Source organism: Shewanella sp. 10N.286.45.A1 (assembly GCF_041470405.1).
Classification (GTDB): Bacteria; Pseudomonadota; Gammaproteobacteria; order Enterobacterales; family Shewanellaceae; genus Shewanella.
Genome location: NZ_JBFRMK010000073.1, coordinates 12,892 through 27,816 on the forward strand (window position 1 = coordinate 12,892; position 14,925 = coordinate 27,816).

A 14,925-nucleotide genomic window follows, 5' to 3' on the forward strand; every position below is an offset into this window, starting at 1 on the left:
AAGGTTATAGTTAGCCGAACCTATACTGACTTAGAAAGTCATAATATTTCAGTCTCTGCGTTAGCCATAGAAAGAGTGAAATCGACATCCACTCAAGAAATACAGAAGGCACCAGTTCCCCCCATCGGCGTTGTCGAAGTCATTGAAGAAAAATTGCGTGAGCGAGGCATGGATGCCCAAATATCATGGTCAATGATATTCCCAACACCAGATGCGGAAACGCCCAAAGTTATTAGCTTTGGGCGTTTCTTCTAACAAATATGGCTACAATGTATCGAGCCTATAACTCCATATGCAGAATTGGAAATGATTTACCCATATCATCAAGTGGTGAGCGCGAAACAACTTTAAAACCCATATGCTGATAGAAACCTACCGCAAGTGGGTTCAGCCCATTAACATCAACCTTGGCAGCGGCTAATTGCTCGATGGCATATTGCAATAACACTGTACCAACGCCTAAGCCTCTAGCTTCATTTAAAACAAATAGCATCTCAACCTTGGCATCGTGAACACCGACAAATCCAAGGATTGAACCGCTTTCGCTTTTAATGCACCGCAGTGTTACTGCAGGAAAGGCCTGTTCGATAATTATTGGTTTAAAAAACTCAATATCTTCTTCTGTTATAACATCATGAGTGGCTCGGACTGAGTTTTCCCAAACAGCAAGCATTTCTGCGTAATATTCAGGAAGCACATTTTCTACAATCATAGTTTTGTATCGATAGTTGACTGAAATTGATGTGCAGCCGCCAGTGTATTTTATGCCAGCAACACCAATAGATCTACCTTCAGTATATGCTCTAGCTTTATTGGTCACCTTACTATCTATTACTGGAATCAAGCACTAGTAACTTCAATGAGCTCAACGTTAACAATAGAAAGAGAAAACTCAACATCCACTCACAAATCACAGAAAACACCAGTTCCCCATCGAAGTTTCCGAAGTGTGTTGGAATAAATCACGTAAAGCCGACAAGGAAGTCGGGTTAGCTTTCGCGGGGCAGGATGCCCCATCGGAAGCGTTAGTGATTTATCCATAAGTATAAGGATCAACAACTTCGTTAGGGGCGGCAGGGGTGATCCAAGAGGGGATTGCTGTTGATCCCCTTTTGGCCGAGTGTGAGCTGGAAGCTCACGACCTTTATCAAGCGGAGCTTGATTGATTTAGTTGTTAGACGAAGTCTAACTTAAAGGTCAGGCTAAGGCTGATGTTCAAGAAATCACCACCGCACAGCAAATTTGTGGTTCCCCCAACTTGCAGATACACTTGATACTTAAGTAACCTTTTGAATTATATCCCTATGGCTTTTTCCCGAAAAAAGTGGAATACCATTATCATACTGGCATCGATCTTAATGATCTCAGTACTCACTGTAGTGGAAGACAATCGTCACCAGCCAACCATGCAAACACAAGCTCTTTTCGATCAATCTGCGCCGCTTTCTCAACTGCAACTGGGTAATTACTGGCTGCAAAAACGCCAGTCCGGTTGGCAATGTAGTGAGGAAGTGCTCAACTGCCTAGAATGGGCTAATGCATGGAATGAAGTGCACATTTCAGCCTTAGTCGAACAACCTGAAACCGCAGGCGAACCCGCTGAACTTGTGATCCAAATAGCCGATATTGAATCAGCGCAAGTATGGATGCTATTTAGCGAGCAAGGCTTATTAAAATCACCTGCAGGTAACTGGTACCTCATTCCCGCCAGCTTACGAGAACAACTTACACCTATTATTCGAGCCAAAGTTAACTAAACCCTATTCTGTAGCCAACTGCGTAAATTGATAAGAGATTAAATAATGCCGGAACTCCCCGAAGTTGAAGTCACCAAGCAAGGAGTTTCTCCTTATTTAATTGATAACACTGTGACGGATTTAATTATCCGTAACCCCTCACTGCGCTGGCCTGTGCCAGACATAACGAAACAGATAATAGGCCAAACGATTCGAGCTGTACGTCGCCGTGCCAAATACCTACTGATAGATACTGATGCAGGTACGACGATTGTCCATTTAGGCATGTCAGGTAGTTTGCGGATCTTGCCAGTGAACAGTCCAGTTGAGAAACATGACCACATCGATTTGGTACTCGCCAGCGGCAAAATTCTACGTTACAACGATCCACGACGTTTTGGTGCTTGGCTTTGGAATGAATTGCCAGAACAAGCCCACCCATTACTCTCAAAACTTGGCCCAGAACCGTTAGAAGACTCGTTCAATAGCAGTTATTTATTAGATGCTTTGGCCAATAAGAAAAAAGCGATAAAGCTGTGCTTGATGGACAATCACATCGTAGTTGGGGTCGGTAATATCTATGCTAATGAGGCTCTATTTGCAGCGGGTATTCATCCACAAGCAGAGGCGGGTAAAGTCGATGCGGAGCGCATTACCATTTTAGTTGCTGAGGTGAAACAGATCCTTGCCCGTGCAATTAAACAAGGCGGAACCACCTTAAAAGATTTTACCAACGCTGAGGGCAAACCCGGTTACTTTGCGCAAAAACTGCATGTCTACGGTCGGGGAGGTGAAACCTGTACCCATTGTGGTCAATTACTCAGTGAAATAAAGCTGGGTCAACGCGCAACCGTGTTTTGCAGCATCTGCCAACCGCGCTAATCATCTGTCTTTGTAAGCTGTTTGCCTAATCGAGTGCGGTAAAGATAGATCCCTATCGCTAACGCGATGGCAAACAGCACAATGCTCACCAGCAGGTGATGCTCGTCGCTCAAGCTCACGCCTGCACCCGCAAAACTAAAAATGAACATCTGCGGCAGAAAGCCCACACCACTGCCAACAAAAAACTGCCACGGGCTGACACAGGTGGTTCCTGCAAGCAGGTTGGTGATGTAATTGCTACCCAAAGGTAACAGACGGATCATTAAGGCTTTAAGCCAAGTTTTGTGAATAATCAGCGCTTCGAGCCGCGCCAGCTTTTGTGCAAAGCGACGCTTAATCTGTTCGCGAAATACAAAGCGGGAAAAGAAAAATAGGATAATGCAGCCAAGAAGTGCGGCCACTGTAGCAAAAATAGCCCCTTGGACTCCACCAAGAGCGTAACCAAATACAAAGGCTAATACTTGCCTTGGACCGCCAATGCAGGAAAAGAAAGCCCCCATCAATACCAACTCTGCCACCGCTCGAGAGCCATTCTGGGCCACATAATCAGCCACCCATTGACTATCACTCAAGCGTTGAAAGAAACCTTGTTGAACTGCAACCGCCACCAATATAGCGATGAACAGCAGCCCAACAAGCCTAACAAACTGCTTAATGTTCACTTTTTATCTCTGTGAAGCGAAAAAAGAGCGGCTAGAAGCGGTATTCATAAGTACCAAATACTGTCGCATCAGTATCATTTTCTTCGGTTTCAAACTCAGATTGCGACACTGTGCCACCAACACTCATCATCCCCTGCCACATAGGCATGCGATAACTCAACTCTAACATCAGCAAGTCTTCTTTGGGTGGCTGTGGAGCCCATGGTGTACTAGGTGTCTTACCATCTTTATTCAGCTGAGCGTAACGTAGCAATGAGGTAAAGCCTTTGCTATTGGCGTACTGGCCGATTAAGCCCAATACATAGACATTGGCGTCGCTGTCATAAGTGCTACCGAGAGAGCGGCCGTAATAGCGTGAACCACTTTGATAGGTTGAGTGCTCATAAAAACAGTTAAAGGCATTAGCATCTTCACCGCAAAAAACCATGGTGTCGGTGTATTCGAAGAATAGCTTATACTGCTGACCATCTAAGTTAAAACGGGTGTCGGCACCAAACATCGAGCCACAATCAACAATATCCCATGGCATGCTGCCTTTAGAATCTTCACAAGTTCTCTCGTAGTAAAGGCCAAACGGCACGTTGTACCAAGTATCGCTAAAGCGGATATCATAGCCGGCCATCTGATTACCATAGTTGGTGCAACCGCCGAGCTCCTCTTCATAGCGGCAGTCTTTCTGGCCGGTAATCGATTTAAAGGCACTTTCAAATGAACACTCTTGGCCATCACCACAAAATTGCGTGGTCCAAGATACGCCAATCTCTAACTGCCTAAATGGACGGATAGAACCGCGTAAATTCCACAATAGTGTATTAGGAACCGCCCGTTCCTCCTCCATCATGCTAACGCCTGCAGTAAAATTCCACGGACCAATCCAAGACAACCAAGGTGTCTCGAACGCTTGGGCATTATTGCGGCTTAACATTAGTGATGGCATAGGTCTGGCGTTGTTTGATTTATGTAGTGCAGAGTCAAATCCAGGCCCCCACCACTGCTCGACAGCACCGAGCGTCACCATCCAATTTCCCATCGCCATCGCGAGATAGGAATCATCAAAACGAAACTCTTTGTCATCTGCAGGATCATAATTAGCCGAAGCTGATACCTTGTAGGCAAACCTATCACCTAAGTATTCATAAGAAGCATTGAGCTCACCTTGCTCACGGTAGTCAGAACCAAAGTGTTGAAATCTTGCAGCATCACTTGCAGCAGCAAGCTTAATACGGGTATTGCCACGGTTCTCAACTGCATTACGGTAGTTAAAATTAACTCGAGCATAAGCATCTACTAATGCGGCCGACAGTGTTGAAGGCTCCGCTTTGGCCAAATCAGCACCGATTCCAGACCACATTAACGGGTAGGTATTTACAGGTACGGTAATCACACCAGCGTCTGCCAATGCTTGAATGTCGGCTCGCAAATAGATATCTGAGGTGTCGACCCATGGCGCTGCACTTAACATCGCCGAGCAACATAAACTCAAAAGTGCCAACACCTTAATACTGAATGACTTCATACCGAGTGATGATGCGTATTTTCTCATATTTACTGCTTAACCCTGTTCTTTCTTCATTAGTGCATTAGCGACTTTAATATGGACAAACTGACTGATGTCACCACCATGATGAGCTACCTCTTTCACCAAGGTGGAAGAGATAAAAGAGTTCTCTTCTGCTGGCGTTAAAAATACGCTTTCTAAATCTGGGCTAAGACGGCGATTCATATTGGCTAGTTGAAACTCATATTCAAAATCTGAAACAGCTCGTAGGCCTCGAACTAACACGCTAGCTTGCTGCTCTTTAGCAAAATCCACCAGCAGTCCGCTAAAACCAACCACCTCTACATTGTCTAAATGAGCAGTGACGGTCTTAAGCAGTTCGACCCGTTCATCTAGGGTAAAGCGTGGTTTCTTGGATGGATTAAGCGCAATGCCAATAACCACATGCTTAAATAATTTAGCCGCACGTTCAATCAGATCGGCGTGACCATTAGTAACGGGATCAAATGTTCCTGGATATATGGCTCGTGTATGCACAATTATCTACTCATGTTTAAATAAAAATGATGTTAGTTATACCCGTTCTACCTGAAGATACAGAATTCAGTGACAGTTTAATGGACTCTAAAACAACGGTATTTTAAGGCGACTATCTTACGCGCTATCGGCTAGATTGTGAATGCAGAAGCTTAGATATTCCTTAAGCGAGGTTATCAACAAACTTGCAGCTACTTGACCTTAGGCCAAGTTAACTGCTCAGGGGTTTGCCACTGCTGGAGTTGCTCAATTACCGCGGGGCTGTTAAAAGCAACGCCTGATGGTGGGGCAACGCTGTATTGATAAGCTTGCGCTTTATAGCTGAAATTTAAGCTATAAGCATGCAGATAACCTCTGTCAGACGCATCACCACCATAAAGTTCATCGCCTAAAATAGGAACGCCGATACTGGCTAATGCTACTCGCAGTTGATGGGTTTTACCGGTTAATGGTTTGAGCAGATAGAGGCGTATGCCATCGCCGACTGAATGAGAGAAAAATTGCGTTTTAGCGGGGTTATCCATGCTGCGCAGTAACTTATGCATACTGCGCCGAGATTTAGCCATATCACCAACTACCCAACCTTGTTTCTTTTTAGGTTTGCCTTTTGCCAACGCTAAATAGTACTTTTGAACCTTATGCTCGCTAAATTGACGAGTAAATTCCGCCGCGGCAGCCGATGATTTTGCAAGGATCAGTAAACCGGAGGTCATAGTGTCTAACCTGTGCACTGAATATAACTTAATCCCGAGATCAAGCTCTGCTTGGGCAACCACACCCGCTGAGCCATCTTGACTGTGAAAATGGATATTAGCTGACTTACAAATAACGATAAAATCAGCTTCATCGGCAATGATTTGGTACATAATGATTCCACAAACAGGCATGAGCAATTTAACAACCAAGATACTCGGGTATCAAAAAGTAATCAGTACTTTTAGCCCCGGCTCGTTGTCCATTAAGGCTATTTTAGCATTATGCCGTGACAGAATCGCCTTCACCATCGATAAACCTAAGCCTGTACCTTTGTGGTGTCTGCTTGGGTCTAAGCGCACTAGCCGCTCAAATACTTTATCGCGAGAACCAACAGGGATCCCTGGGCCATTATCCTGAATTGATATCACATTACGATTCTGCGAAATAACAATCTCAGCGCCTTCGCCGGAGTATTTAATGGCGTTATCCACCAAATTAAATAGCGCTTGAAACAACAGGTACTTATCACCACTCACCTTAAACTCTTCACCGGTCATCAACTTAAGCGACTGGCCGTTAAACTCCGCCATCGCCTCAGCCATCTCAAACAGGTCTCGGCTGATATTCTGCAAGCTTAATGATTGTAGTTCTAAGGTCTGTTGTCCCTCTTCAATACGCGTCAATGACAGCATAGCGTCGAACGTTGCCAAACAGTGATCTAGCTCTTCGGTAATAATCGCGCAGCCTTCGGCCAGCTCCTCTTGAGGCTTATCTGGTAACTGCTCCAAACCAATACGCAGGTGAGACAGTGGCGTACGCAGATCATGGGCAATATTATCGGTAACTCCGCGCACAGCGGCGAGGTTCTTTTCTAAGGTGTCTAGTACTCGGTTAAATTGCTGCGCCAACATATCGAATTCATCTTGACGCCAACTGACCGGTAATCGAGTTGAATATTGCCCCTGCTCTATCTGTTCACTTAAGCGGTTATATTGCACTAACCTTCGTAAAATGGCCTTTGAAAACAGATAACCTAGCGCTAATGTGAGCACCACGGTTAGCATCAACGCAGTGATCGCGGCATTGGTAAATTTATCAATTAGCGTGCCGAGCTGGTCGACCCGAGTCGCGATTAATACTGGCCCATAGCGAGTCATCACCATGCCGCCAGTCAGAATATGTATCTTATCTGGTCCACCAGTAAAGACCGGAAATTCCCGCTTAGCAGGTAGCATCGGCATGTCTTTCGGGATCATGCTCAAAGAGCCAATAAGATCGAGGGAGTTGCGCCATACAATGAGGGCGACTTTTGGATCGGCACTGCGCACTTGAGTCGCAAAACTGCGTCTATCAAGCGTTAGCGCCATCTGTTGATAGCGGGTCTTCTCTGCATCAAGGTGTAAGTCGAGTTGATACTCTTGCTCATTAATCAACTGGCGATACATGCCTAGTAGCAAGGTGCCAATAATCAAGGTCACCAATGCAGAGAAAATAATAGTAATGCGCCACGCACTACTCTGATAGGGCTTAATGCCCTTGGCGTAAGCGATAACCTGCCCCTCGGACAGTTTCAATCAGCTCACCATGACCTAGCTCTTCGAACTTGCGTCTAAGCTTAGCAATATGCACATCTATCACATTGGTGCGCGGATCAAAGTGATAATCCCATACAGCTTCAAATAGCAGTGTACGGCTAATCACTTGATTTTCATGCTCCATAAGATATTTCAGTAGCTGAAACTCTTTTGGTTGCAGTAAGATCTCTTGCCCATCAAGGGTCACCTTACGAGTTAACAGTTCAATCGACAATGGGCCAACACTTAAGTCCGTCATCATTGGCTGAGATTCGCCGCGCTGCATCAGTTTTTCAGCACGTACTAATAGCTCTGAAAATGCAAATGGCTTAGTCATGTAGTCATCGCCACCTGCACGTAAGCCTTTGACACGCTCATCAACATGACTCAATGCCGATAAGATAAGTACTGGAGTTTGGCTACCAGTGGCGCGCAGTGCAGCGAGTAACTTAAGGCCATCAAGCTGCGGTAACATACGGTCTAAAATGATCAAGTCATACTTCATGCTGGTTGCTAGCAATAATCCTTGATGACCATCGGTAGCCGTTTCAATATTATGCCCCTGCTCTATAAATCCTTTTACAACATATTCAACTGTCGTGGCGTCGTCTTCGACCATGAGTATTTTCATGCTTTAATCCCATTTGAGCAGTGGTAGTAATTGCTTATTTTCCATGTCGAAGGCTAACTTACGCTTACCATCAACCTCTAAAATTTCTAACTCTATGTAGCTTATACCGAGGTCGTTATCGACCTCAGCTTTAACTAAATGACCACCGCTGTCTTTACAAACAATGGTAATCATCTCTGAAAATGTGATGCCATTCTCTTTCAGCATCAAAATGCCAGCAAGCTCGTCGTTATCGCCATTTTTTAGGCGTTCAACATCACGCTCCTTGAAGCTGCCATCTATCGTACGGTATTCATATTCAATTTTCGTTTTTGCTTCTGGATCGATAACTTTAAACTCATAAACCAGCTCTCCATTGTCGAGGTCGGCTTCAAATTCAGAGATCACGCCGGGGTGCAACTGTTCGAGCTTCTGCATCATCTCTATCGGTGATGGATAATCACCGGTCGACATGAGTGGATACAAGCCTTGTCCAGCAAATGCACTACCTGATACTAATAACAATCCAACTAGCCAACGAGCCATGGCTCCTCCGAAAACTAAAACGCTAAACCACTTTCTATAAAGAATTATTGAGAAACCAGACGCATACTGTCAATTTCTATTTCAATGCCTTGCCATTCATCGTCAACTTCACCAATCAAAGTAACCTTAGTGTCACTTGAGACGTCCATTTCACGCCACAACGCATTATCAATTTCAACTTCTACATCACCACTTGCATCGCGAAATAGATATTTTTCATCACCTAAATTTTGGACTAGATAACCTGTTAATTCAACGGGGGTGTCATCTTTAGCATTGGCAGCATCAGCGGCGCTCGAGGCATTACGGGCAACACTTGGGCCATTATAAGCAGCCATTGCAGGCATGGTTAATACCGCAGATAAAATAATTGAGCCGGTTAGTGTTTTCTTCAATGCGTAACTCCCCATCAAGATTAGGAGTTCATATTATAAAAAACCACATAACAGCAAGGTGACGTAAAGATTAAACTTTGATCATACATTTTGCCAAAACTAGCTTGCGGTTTCAGTTTGAAGCTCCAAGATATGGATCAACTCAGACTTCAACGCTACCGTCGTCTCGCAGCCTTCAACAAGCTCCAGCTTTTTCGCTAGATGCAGTGGCACCTCAGCATTAATTTTATGTTTTACGCCGACCACACTGGCTAACACTCTTACCGTCTCACCCATTACCAGCATCGAGTCGACGGTAATATCGAGTTTGTTAAAACTGCGACACAATCTGCCTTGCTTGATTGAATTAAACCTAACGCCCTGATTGGGGATAACCCAGCGCACTTTAGTGCCGATATCTAAACTTTCAAAATAGGTGCTAGCAATAAGATGCTCACCAAATTTTAGCCAAGTGATCTGCCGCTCTTCCTCTTGCGCTATCACCCGAGCATCAAAAATATTACGTAGCCCCATCTGCTTGGCAACCGCTTCATCACGCGGCCTTGTCAACACCTCTCTTGGTGAGCCTTGCTGAAGCATTTTTCCTTGGCTGATCAAAATCATGCTGTCTGCTAGTAGCAGCGCTTCATTAAGATCATGGGTTACCATAATCACCGGAATAGCCAGTTGCTCTTTTAAGCGCGCCAACTCCAAATATAGGCGCTCTCTTGTTTCTCTATCGACAGCCGAGAAAGGTTCATCAAGCAGCAGGACTGAAGGCTCTCGTGCCAAGGCACGGGCTAAAGCTACACGCTGCCGCTGACCACCAGAAAGATTAGCAGGCAGTCTATCGGGCAAGCCATGTAGGTTTACGCGTTCAAGCCAATCTTTGGCTCTTGCTGCACGCTCAGACTTAGGAATATGGTCTAGTGCGGCTATCACATTCTCTAAAGCGGTGAGATTCGGAAACAGGCCAAAATGTTGTGGCACATAACCTAAATGCCTTTGCTGCGGAGTAAGCTGAATAGACTTATCGCTGCAGAACCAACTCTCATTGCCGTAACTAATTTCACCGGACTGTGGCTTATTGAGGCCCGCTATCATGCGCAGCAAGGTTGATTTGCCACCACCAGACGGACCAACAACGGCAAGCACCTCACCCGCTTTACAGGTGAATTCAGCGTCAAGATTAATATGTTCAGTTTGCCTAATTCGGCAATAGAGATCAGCGACGGCTTGAGACATGTTGTCCTCCCACTCGTCGTGACAAACTGGTGGTAAGAGCCAACACTGTAATAGCAAATAGCAGCAGCACTAGCGACATATTGCCGGCACTGGCAAAATCAAAGGCTTGCACACTATCGTATATTGAAATTGCGATGGTCTTGGTTTCACCGGCAATATTACCGCCCATCATCAACACCACGCCGAACTCGCCTAAAACATGAGAGAAACACAGCACCATTGCCGTCAAAACACCTGGCCACACCATAGGTAACTCAATTTTGAATAACACCTTTAAACGACTCATACCACAACAGGCTGCAGCATCACGTACATCCTCAGGCACAGCTTCAAAGGCACGTTGAATAGGTTGGATAGCAAAGGGAATATTAACCAATATGGAGGCGACGACTAACCCGGAAAAGTGGAATACCAATTGATGCCCCAGCAGCTGCTCTAACATCTGTCCTAACCAAGACTCACTGCCTAGCCCGACTAATAAGTAATAGCCAATCACTGTAGGCGGCAACACGAGCGGCACCATCACCAACGCTTCAACCCATGATTTTCCGCGAAATTGGCGGTAAGCCAAAAACCGTCCAGCCAATATCGCCATCGGCACTAAAATCACCACGGTCACGGTACTGAGTTTAATCGATAGCCAGAGTGCTTCCCAATCCATTAGTTATCCGCTTTGCCAAAACCGTACTCAGCAAAGATATGCTGCGCTTTATCGGTTTGAATATAGTTATAGAAATCTTCTGCTGTTTGACCAGCCTTAAGCGTCAACACCATACGCTGTTTAAGCGGTGTGTATAGAGATTGCGGAATAACAACGTAATTAGCGCGGCTTTTAAAGCGTTCGGCAGATGCTAACGACAGCGCGACTAAGCCCCCTTGGGTCGAACCACTAAGCGCAAATTGTGCCGCTTGGGAGACGTTCTCACCAAAAATAAGCTGTGGCTGAATGGTTTGCCATAGGTTTAGGTTTTTCAGTACCTCTTCGGCGCGTTCACCGTAGGGTGCATGATCAGGATTGGCGATTGCAAAGCGTTTAAGCTGCTGGTGCTGAATTAACTGTTTCACGCCATTGAGTTGCTCATCTAACTCAAGCGGTGAACTCTTAGGAGCCGCTAAGGCCAGTTTGCCGACGGCATAAACAGCACCTTCTCCTTTAGCTTGGCCAGCACTTGTAAGCTGCTTGGTGTAGCGTTCATCGGCTGATAGAAATAGCTCAAACGGCGCGCCGTGCTTTATCTGTGCAACGAAATTACCCGATGAGCCATAGGTGATACGCACTCTAGCCCCAGTATCTTGCTGGAACTGTTTCGCAACATCATCTAAGGCAAACTTAATACTAGATGCTGCTGCGATAGCAGGTACATCTTCAGCCGCTAAAATTGGCTTACTAAGCAACATCAACGGCATTAAAGCCGATAGCAAAAAAATCCTAAGCTTCATCAGACAGCGCCCTCAAATTTGATCCGTTCCCACCTGACTTAACATTCTCATTGAAGAAGCATTTAGCCCGATGGGTACACACGACTACTTTTTATTCCACACGTCCGCAGCTTGCTCGTCGCTGTCACGTGCTTCAACCCAACTAGCACCCTCTTCACCGGCTTCAAGCTTCCAAAACGGTGCTTTGGTTTTCAAAAAGTCGATTAAAAACTCACAAGCCGCAAACGCAGCTTTTCGGTGGGCACTGGTCACGCCAATAAATACTATCTGCTCACCTAATGCCATTTTACCCACTCGGTGAATAATCGTGACATGGTTCAGCGGCCAGCGTTCACGCGCTTGTGCTTCAATCTGATTAAGTACTGCTTCAGTCATACCGGGGTAGTGCTCAAGGGTTAAATCGGTAACGGCACTACCATCGTTAAAGTCACGCACTTTACCAACAAAAGTCACTACAGCGCCATCGCCATTATCTTGGCTAATCAGTTGATATTCATCAGGAACACTAAAATCTGCTGTTTGTACGCGGATCATCTTAACCTCCAGTCACTGGTGGGAAAAATGCGACTTCATCACCATCTTCAACGGCGGTGTCCCATTGACTAATGGTTTGGTTAACTGCAACCAGTAGCTTGTCTGATGCCATCACTTTGGCCCACTTGTCATCGGTAGCAGCTAATGTCGCTCGCAGCCCTTCGGCTGTTTGGGTATGCTCGCCTGCTTCGACTTTAACGCTTGCAGTGCCGAGTAGTTCTCTTACTTGTGCAAAAAATAGTACGTTTATCATTTGTCTATACCTTAAAGTGACCCGATTTACCGCCACGCTTCTCAAGTAGACGCACTTGAGAAATCACCATATCTTTCTGTACTGCTTTGCACATATCGTAAATAGTCAGTGCGGCAGTAGAGGCTGCAGTTAATGCTTCCATCTCAACGCCAGTCTTACCTGATAACTTACAAAGGCTGCGGATCCACACTCGGTTTTGTTCTGGTTGAGCTTCAAGTTCAACCTCAACTTTAGTCAACATAAGCGGATGGCAAAGTGGTATTAGATCTGAAGTTTTCTTGGCAGCTTGAATGCCTGCAATGCGCGCAGTCGCAAACACATCGCCTTTGTGGTGGCTACCACTCATGATCATTTCGAGCGTTTCACTCGCCATCTCGATATAAGCTTCTGCTCTCGCTTCACGTTCTGTCACTGATTTATCAGTCACATCAACCATGTGTGCATTACCGTCTGCATTTATGTGGGTAAAAGCATTTGTCATTAGCGTAAAACCTTCTTAATCAATATGTTTCAAAACTCGGTATAGATAGCTTGCGCACTCAGTATGTGGATTATGCGAGCGCAGGGTATTATCTATAAATTAGTCTGTTATTTTCTTAACGTGCATCACAAAATTACATGGACGATGCGTGGCATCAAGTTGCTGCTTTAGTATTTTATTCCAACCCGTTTTACAGGCACCAGTGGAACCTGGCAGGCAGAATATTGCGGTTTTATTAGCGATTCCGCCTAATGCACGCGACTGCACGGTTGAGGTGCCAAGTTCGGTATATGTAATATGACGGAACAGTTCACCAAAACCTTCAATATCTCTATCGAATAGTGGCTTAACGGCATCGGGAGTATTATCTCTTTCGGTAAAACCAGTGCCGCCAGTAGTAATAATCACCTGCACGTTTTCAGAAGCAACCCATTGTGAGATCACTGAACGAATTTGGTATTTATCATCTTTGATAATTTGACGGTCAGCCAAGTTATGCCCAGCTTCAAGCAGCGCATTTTCTAAAAACTGTCCAGAGGTGTCAGTTTCAATATTGCGGCTATCTGACAAGGTTAATACAGCGATATTGAGTGGCAAAAATTGGCTCTGAGTACAATGTCCCATAACGGTCTCTTTAAATAACTAATTTAGTCAATGCAGCGATTATAGCGGCGAACTGACGCAAGGTATTTGCGTCAGATCAGAATCTAACCACCAATAGAAGCAAGATGCTGGGTCACGCCGGTGATCCCATCGTGCAAGAAGTGAGTCTCTTTTTTCTGTGCGAGTTGACCATGTAAGCGTTCGATTAACTCCGCTTGCTGATCGGGAGTTTGCAACAAGTCACGCAGGTCGACACCGTTTTCGGTAAACAAACACAGGTGCAACTTGCCCTTCGCCGACACCCGCAGGCGATTACAGCTGGCACAGAAGTTTTTGGCGTAAGGCATGATTAGCCCGATACGGCCTTGATAGTCTTGATGACTAAAGTTTTGCGCTGGCCCATCATCAACCGCTGGAACATCGAACTGCCAACCGGCTTGTTCAAGCTGAGTTTTTATATCGGCGCCCGCTAAATGATGCGCTTTAAAGTAATCGTGGCCTAAACCAGTTTCCATAAGCTCAATAAAACGCAGATCGATTGGCGTGCTTTTTATCCAATGTAAAAAACGTGGCAAGTCTTTATCATTAAGGCCTTTGAGTAAAACCGCATTGATTTTAACTCGCTCAAAGCCTGCCTCAAGCGCAGCATCAACACCACGCATCACCTCATCGAATTTGTTCTCACCAGTAATCTGGTAAAACATCTTAGGATCGAGACTATCGACAGAGATATTGATACGTCTAAGCCCTGCGTCATACCACTCTTGAGCATGCTTAGCTAAGCGATAACCATTGGTAGTAGTCGCAATCGTATTGATTCTATCGTTATCTTTAATGATACGAATAATATCGGTGAAGTCTTTACGCAGCGATGGCTCACCACCAGTGATGCGGATCTTTTGCGTTCCGACTTGCGAGAATGCCGACACTAAATGCTCAATCTCATTAAGATCGAGAAACTTAGGTTTACCGTCTGGACGATATCCATCAGGTAGGCAATACGTGCATTTGAAGTTACATACGTCAGTTACTGACATACGCAGATAATGAAACCGTCGACCAAAATTGTCTTGTAGTTGGGACATGATCACCTTTCCAAGTAAGGGGAGGTGAGATCATTTCTTTTCTCACCCCGGTGGCGTTATTGCCACGGCTAAAAACCCGTATCTGTCTCGACGTAGGATTAGAAGCTCGGAGAACCGTCAGACTTGATTATAGGCGTATTTTGCTGACAAACCATAGCCAATTCAGCCC

General features: G+C 45.3%; 19 protein-coding genes and 1 riboswitch. Of the genes, 2 read left to right on the plus strand and 17 right to left on the minus strand.

All coding sequences use genetic code 11. The annotated features are described in order from the left end of the window. Nucleotides 1-280: 280 nt before the first annotated feature. Entirely contained in the window at nt 281-712 is a 432-nt protein-coding gene (locus AB4238_RS06040) for a GNAT family N-acetyltransferase (protein WP_372032271.1), read from the minus strand. A gap of 592 nt (nt 713-1,304) precedes the next feature. On the opposite strand from AB4238_RS06040, the gene AB4238_RS06045 reads away from it, so the two are divergent. Together AB4238_RS06045 and mutM are read left to right on the plus strand one after the other, a co-directional pair. Beyond that, nucleotides 1,305-1,757, plus strand: a complete 453-nt coding sequence (locus tag AB4238_RS06045) for a hypothetical protein (protein ID WP_372032225.1) — start codon at nt 1,305-1,307, stop codon at nt 1,755-1,757. Nucleotides 1,758-1,802: 45 nt separating this feature from the next. Further along, a complete protein-coding gene (gene mutM / locus AB4238_RS06050; protein WP_372032226.1) occupies nt 1,803-2,618 on the plus strand; it encodes a bifunctional DNA-formamidopyrimidine glycosylase/DNA-(apurinic or apyrimidinic site) lyase in 816 nt (271 codons plus the stop codon). Here mutM and AB4238_RS06055 read toward each other — a convergent pair. The 16 genes from AB4238_RS06055 to moaA form a co-directional block, all read right to left on the minus strand. Continuing rightward, a complete protein-coding gene (locus AB4238_RS06055) occupies nt 2,615-3,280 on the minus strand; it encodes a TVP38/TMEM64 family protein (RefSeq protein WP_372032227.1) in 666 nt (221 codons plus the stop codon). The genes mutM and AB4238_RS06055 overlap by 4 nt on opposite strands. 31 nt (nt 3,281-3,311) lie before the next feature. Further along, on the minus strand, nt 3,312-4,796 hold the full coding sequence (locus AB4238_RS06060) for a capsule assembly Wzi family protein (RefSeq protein WP_372032272.1): 1,485 nt from the start codon (nt 4,794-4,796) through the stop codon (nt 3,312-3,314). A 36-nt stretch (nt 4,797-4,832) separates the two neighbouring features. Next, nucleotides 4,833-5,315, minus strand: coding sequence for a pantetheine-phosphate adenylyltransferase (gene coaD, locus AB4238_RS06065; protein ID WP_372032229.1), 483 nt, complete (start codon nt 5,313-5,315; stop codon nt 4,833-4,835). A gap of 191 nt (nt 5,316-5,506) precedes the next feature. Then, a complete protein-coding gene (locus AB4238_RS06070; RefSeq protein ID WP_372032231.1) occupies nt 5,507-6,181 on the minus strand; it encodes a TIGR01621 family pseudouridine synthase in 675 nt (224 codons plus the stop codon). Between the two features lie 51 nt (nt 6,182-6,232). After that, nucleotides 6,233-7,489, minus strand: coding sequence for a sensor histidine kinase (locus AB4238_RS06075; protein ID WP_372032274.1), 1,257 nt, complete (start codon nt 7,487-7,489; stop codon nt 6,233-6,235). A 49-nt stretch (nt 7,490-7,538) separates the two neighbouring features. Continuing rightward, nucleotides 7,539-8,216: a response regulator transcription factor gene (locus AB4238_RS06080; RefSeq protein ID WP_371994153.1), complete on the minus strand. Its 678-nt coding sequence runs from the start codon at nt 8,214-8,216 to the stop codon at nt 7,539-7,541. A gap of 3 nt (nt 8,217-8,219) precedes the next feature. Further along, a complete protein-coding gene (locus AB4238_RS06085) occupies nt 8,220-8,741 on the minus strand; it encodes a hypothetical protein (RefSeq protein ID WP_372032232.1) in 522 nt (173 codons plus the stop codon). Nucleotides 8,742-8,785: 44 nt separating this feature from the next. Next, nucleotides 8,786-9,136: a YgiW/YdeI family stress tolerance OB fold protein gene (locus AB4238_RS06090; protein WP_372032234.1), complete on the minus strand. Its 351-nt coding sequence runs from the start codon at nt 9,134-9,136 to the stop codon at nt 8,786-8,788. A 99-nt stretch (nt 9,137-9,235) separates the two neighbouring features. Further along, nucleotides 9,236-10,360, minus strand: a complete 1,125-nt coding sequence (locus AB4238_RS06095) for an ABC transporter ATP-binding protein (RefSeq protein WP_372032236.1) — start codon at nt 10,358-10,360, stop codon at nt 9,236-9,238. Further along, complete coding sequence (modB, locus tag AB4238_RS06100) at nt 10,341-11,021, minus strand: molybdate ABC transporter permease subunit (RefSeq protein WP_371994161.1); 681 nt, start codon at nt 11,019-11,021, stop codon at nt 10,341-10,343. Before modB ends, AB4238_RS06095 begins: the two co-directional genes overlap by 20 nt. Continuing rightward, nucleotides 11,021-11,767, minus strand: a complete 747-nt coding sequence (gene modA / locus AB4238_RS06105) for a molybdate ABC transporter substrate-binding protein (RefSeq protein ID WP_372032276.1) — start codon at nt 11,765-11,767, stop codon at nt 11,021-11,023. Before modA ends, modB begins: the two co-directional genes overlap by 1 nt. Before the next feature lie 117 nt (nt 11,768-11,884). Further along, on the minus strand, nt 11,885-12,334 hold the full coding sequence (gene moaE, locus AB4238_RS06110; protein ID WP_220737160.1) for a molybdopterin synthase catalytic subunit MoaE: 450 nt from the start codon (nt 12,332-12,334) through the stop codon (nt 11,885-11,887). Between the two features lies 1 nt (nt 12,335). Beyond that, on the minus strand, nt 12,336-12,587 hold the full coding sequence (gene moaD, locus AB4238_RS06115; RefSeq protein WP_020914949.1) for a molybdopterin synthase sulfur carrier subunit: 252 nt from the start codon (nt 12,585-12,587) through the stop codon (nt 12,336-12,338). A 4-nt stretch (nt 12,588-12,591) separates the two neighbouring features. After that, the gene (gene moaC, locus AB4238_RS06120) at nt 12,592-13,068 is read right to left on the minus strand and encodes a cyclic pyranopterin monophosphate synthase MoaC (RefSeq protein WP_372032237.1); all 477 of its coding nucleotides are present in this window, start codon (nt 13,066-13,068) and stop codon (nt 12,592-12,594) included. Between the two features lie 99 nt (nt 13,069-13,167). Next, on the minus strand, nt 13,168-13,692 hold the full coding sequence (moaB, locus tag AB4238_RS06125) for a molybdenum cofactor biosynthesis protein B (RefSeq protein WP_372032238.1): 525 nt from the start codon (nt 13,690-13,692) through the stop codon (nt 13,168-13,170). Between the two features lie 83 nt (nt 13,693-13,775). Then, the gene (gene moaA, locus AB4238_RS06130; RefSeq protein WP_220737163.1) at nt 13,776-14,756 is read right to left on the minus strand and encodes a GTP 3',8-cyclase MoaA; all 981 of its coding nucleotides are present in this window, start codon (nt 14,754-14,756) and stop codon (nt 13,776-13,778) included. Then, nucleotides 14,744-14,880, minus strand: a riboswitch (molybdenum cofactor riboswitch). Its footprint overlaps the gene before it by 13 nt. Nucleotides 14,881-14,925: the final 45 nt, after the last annotated feature.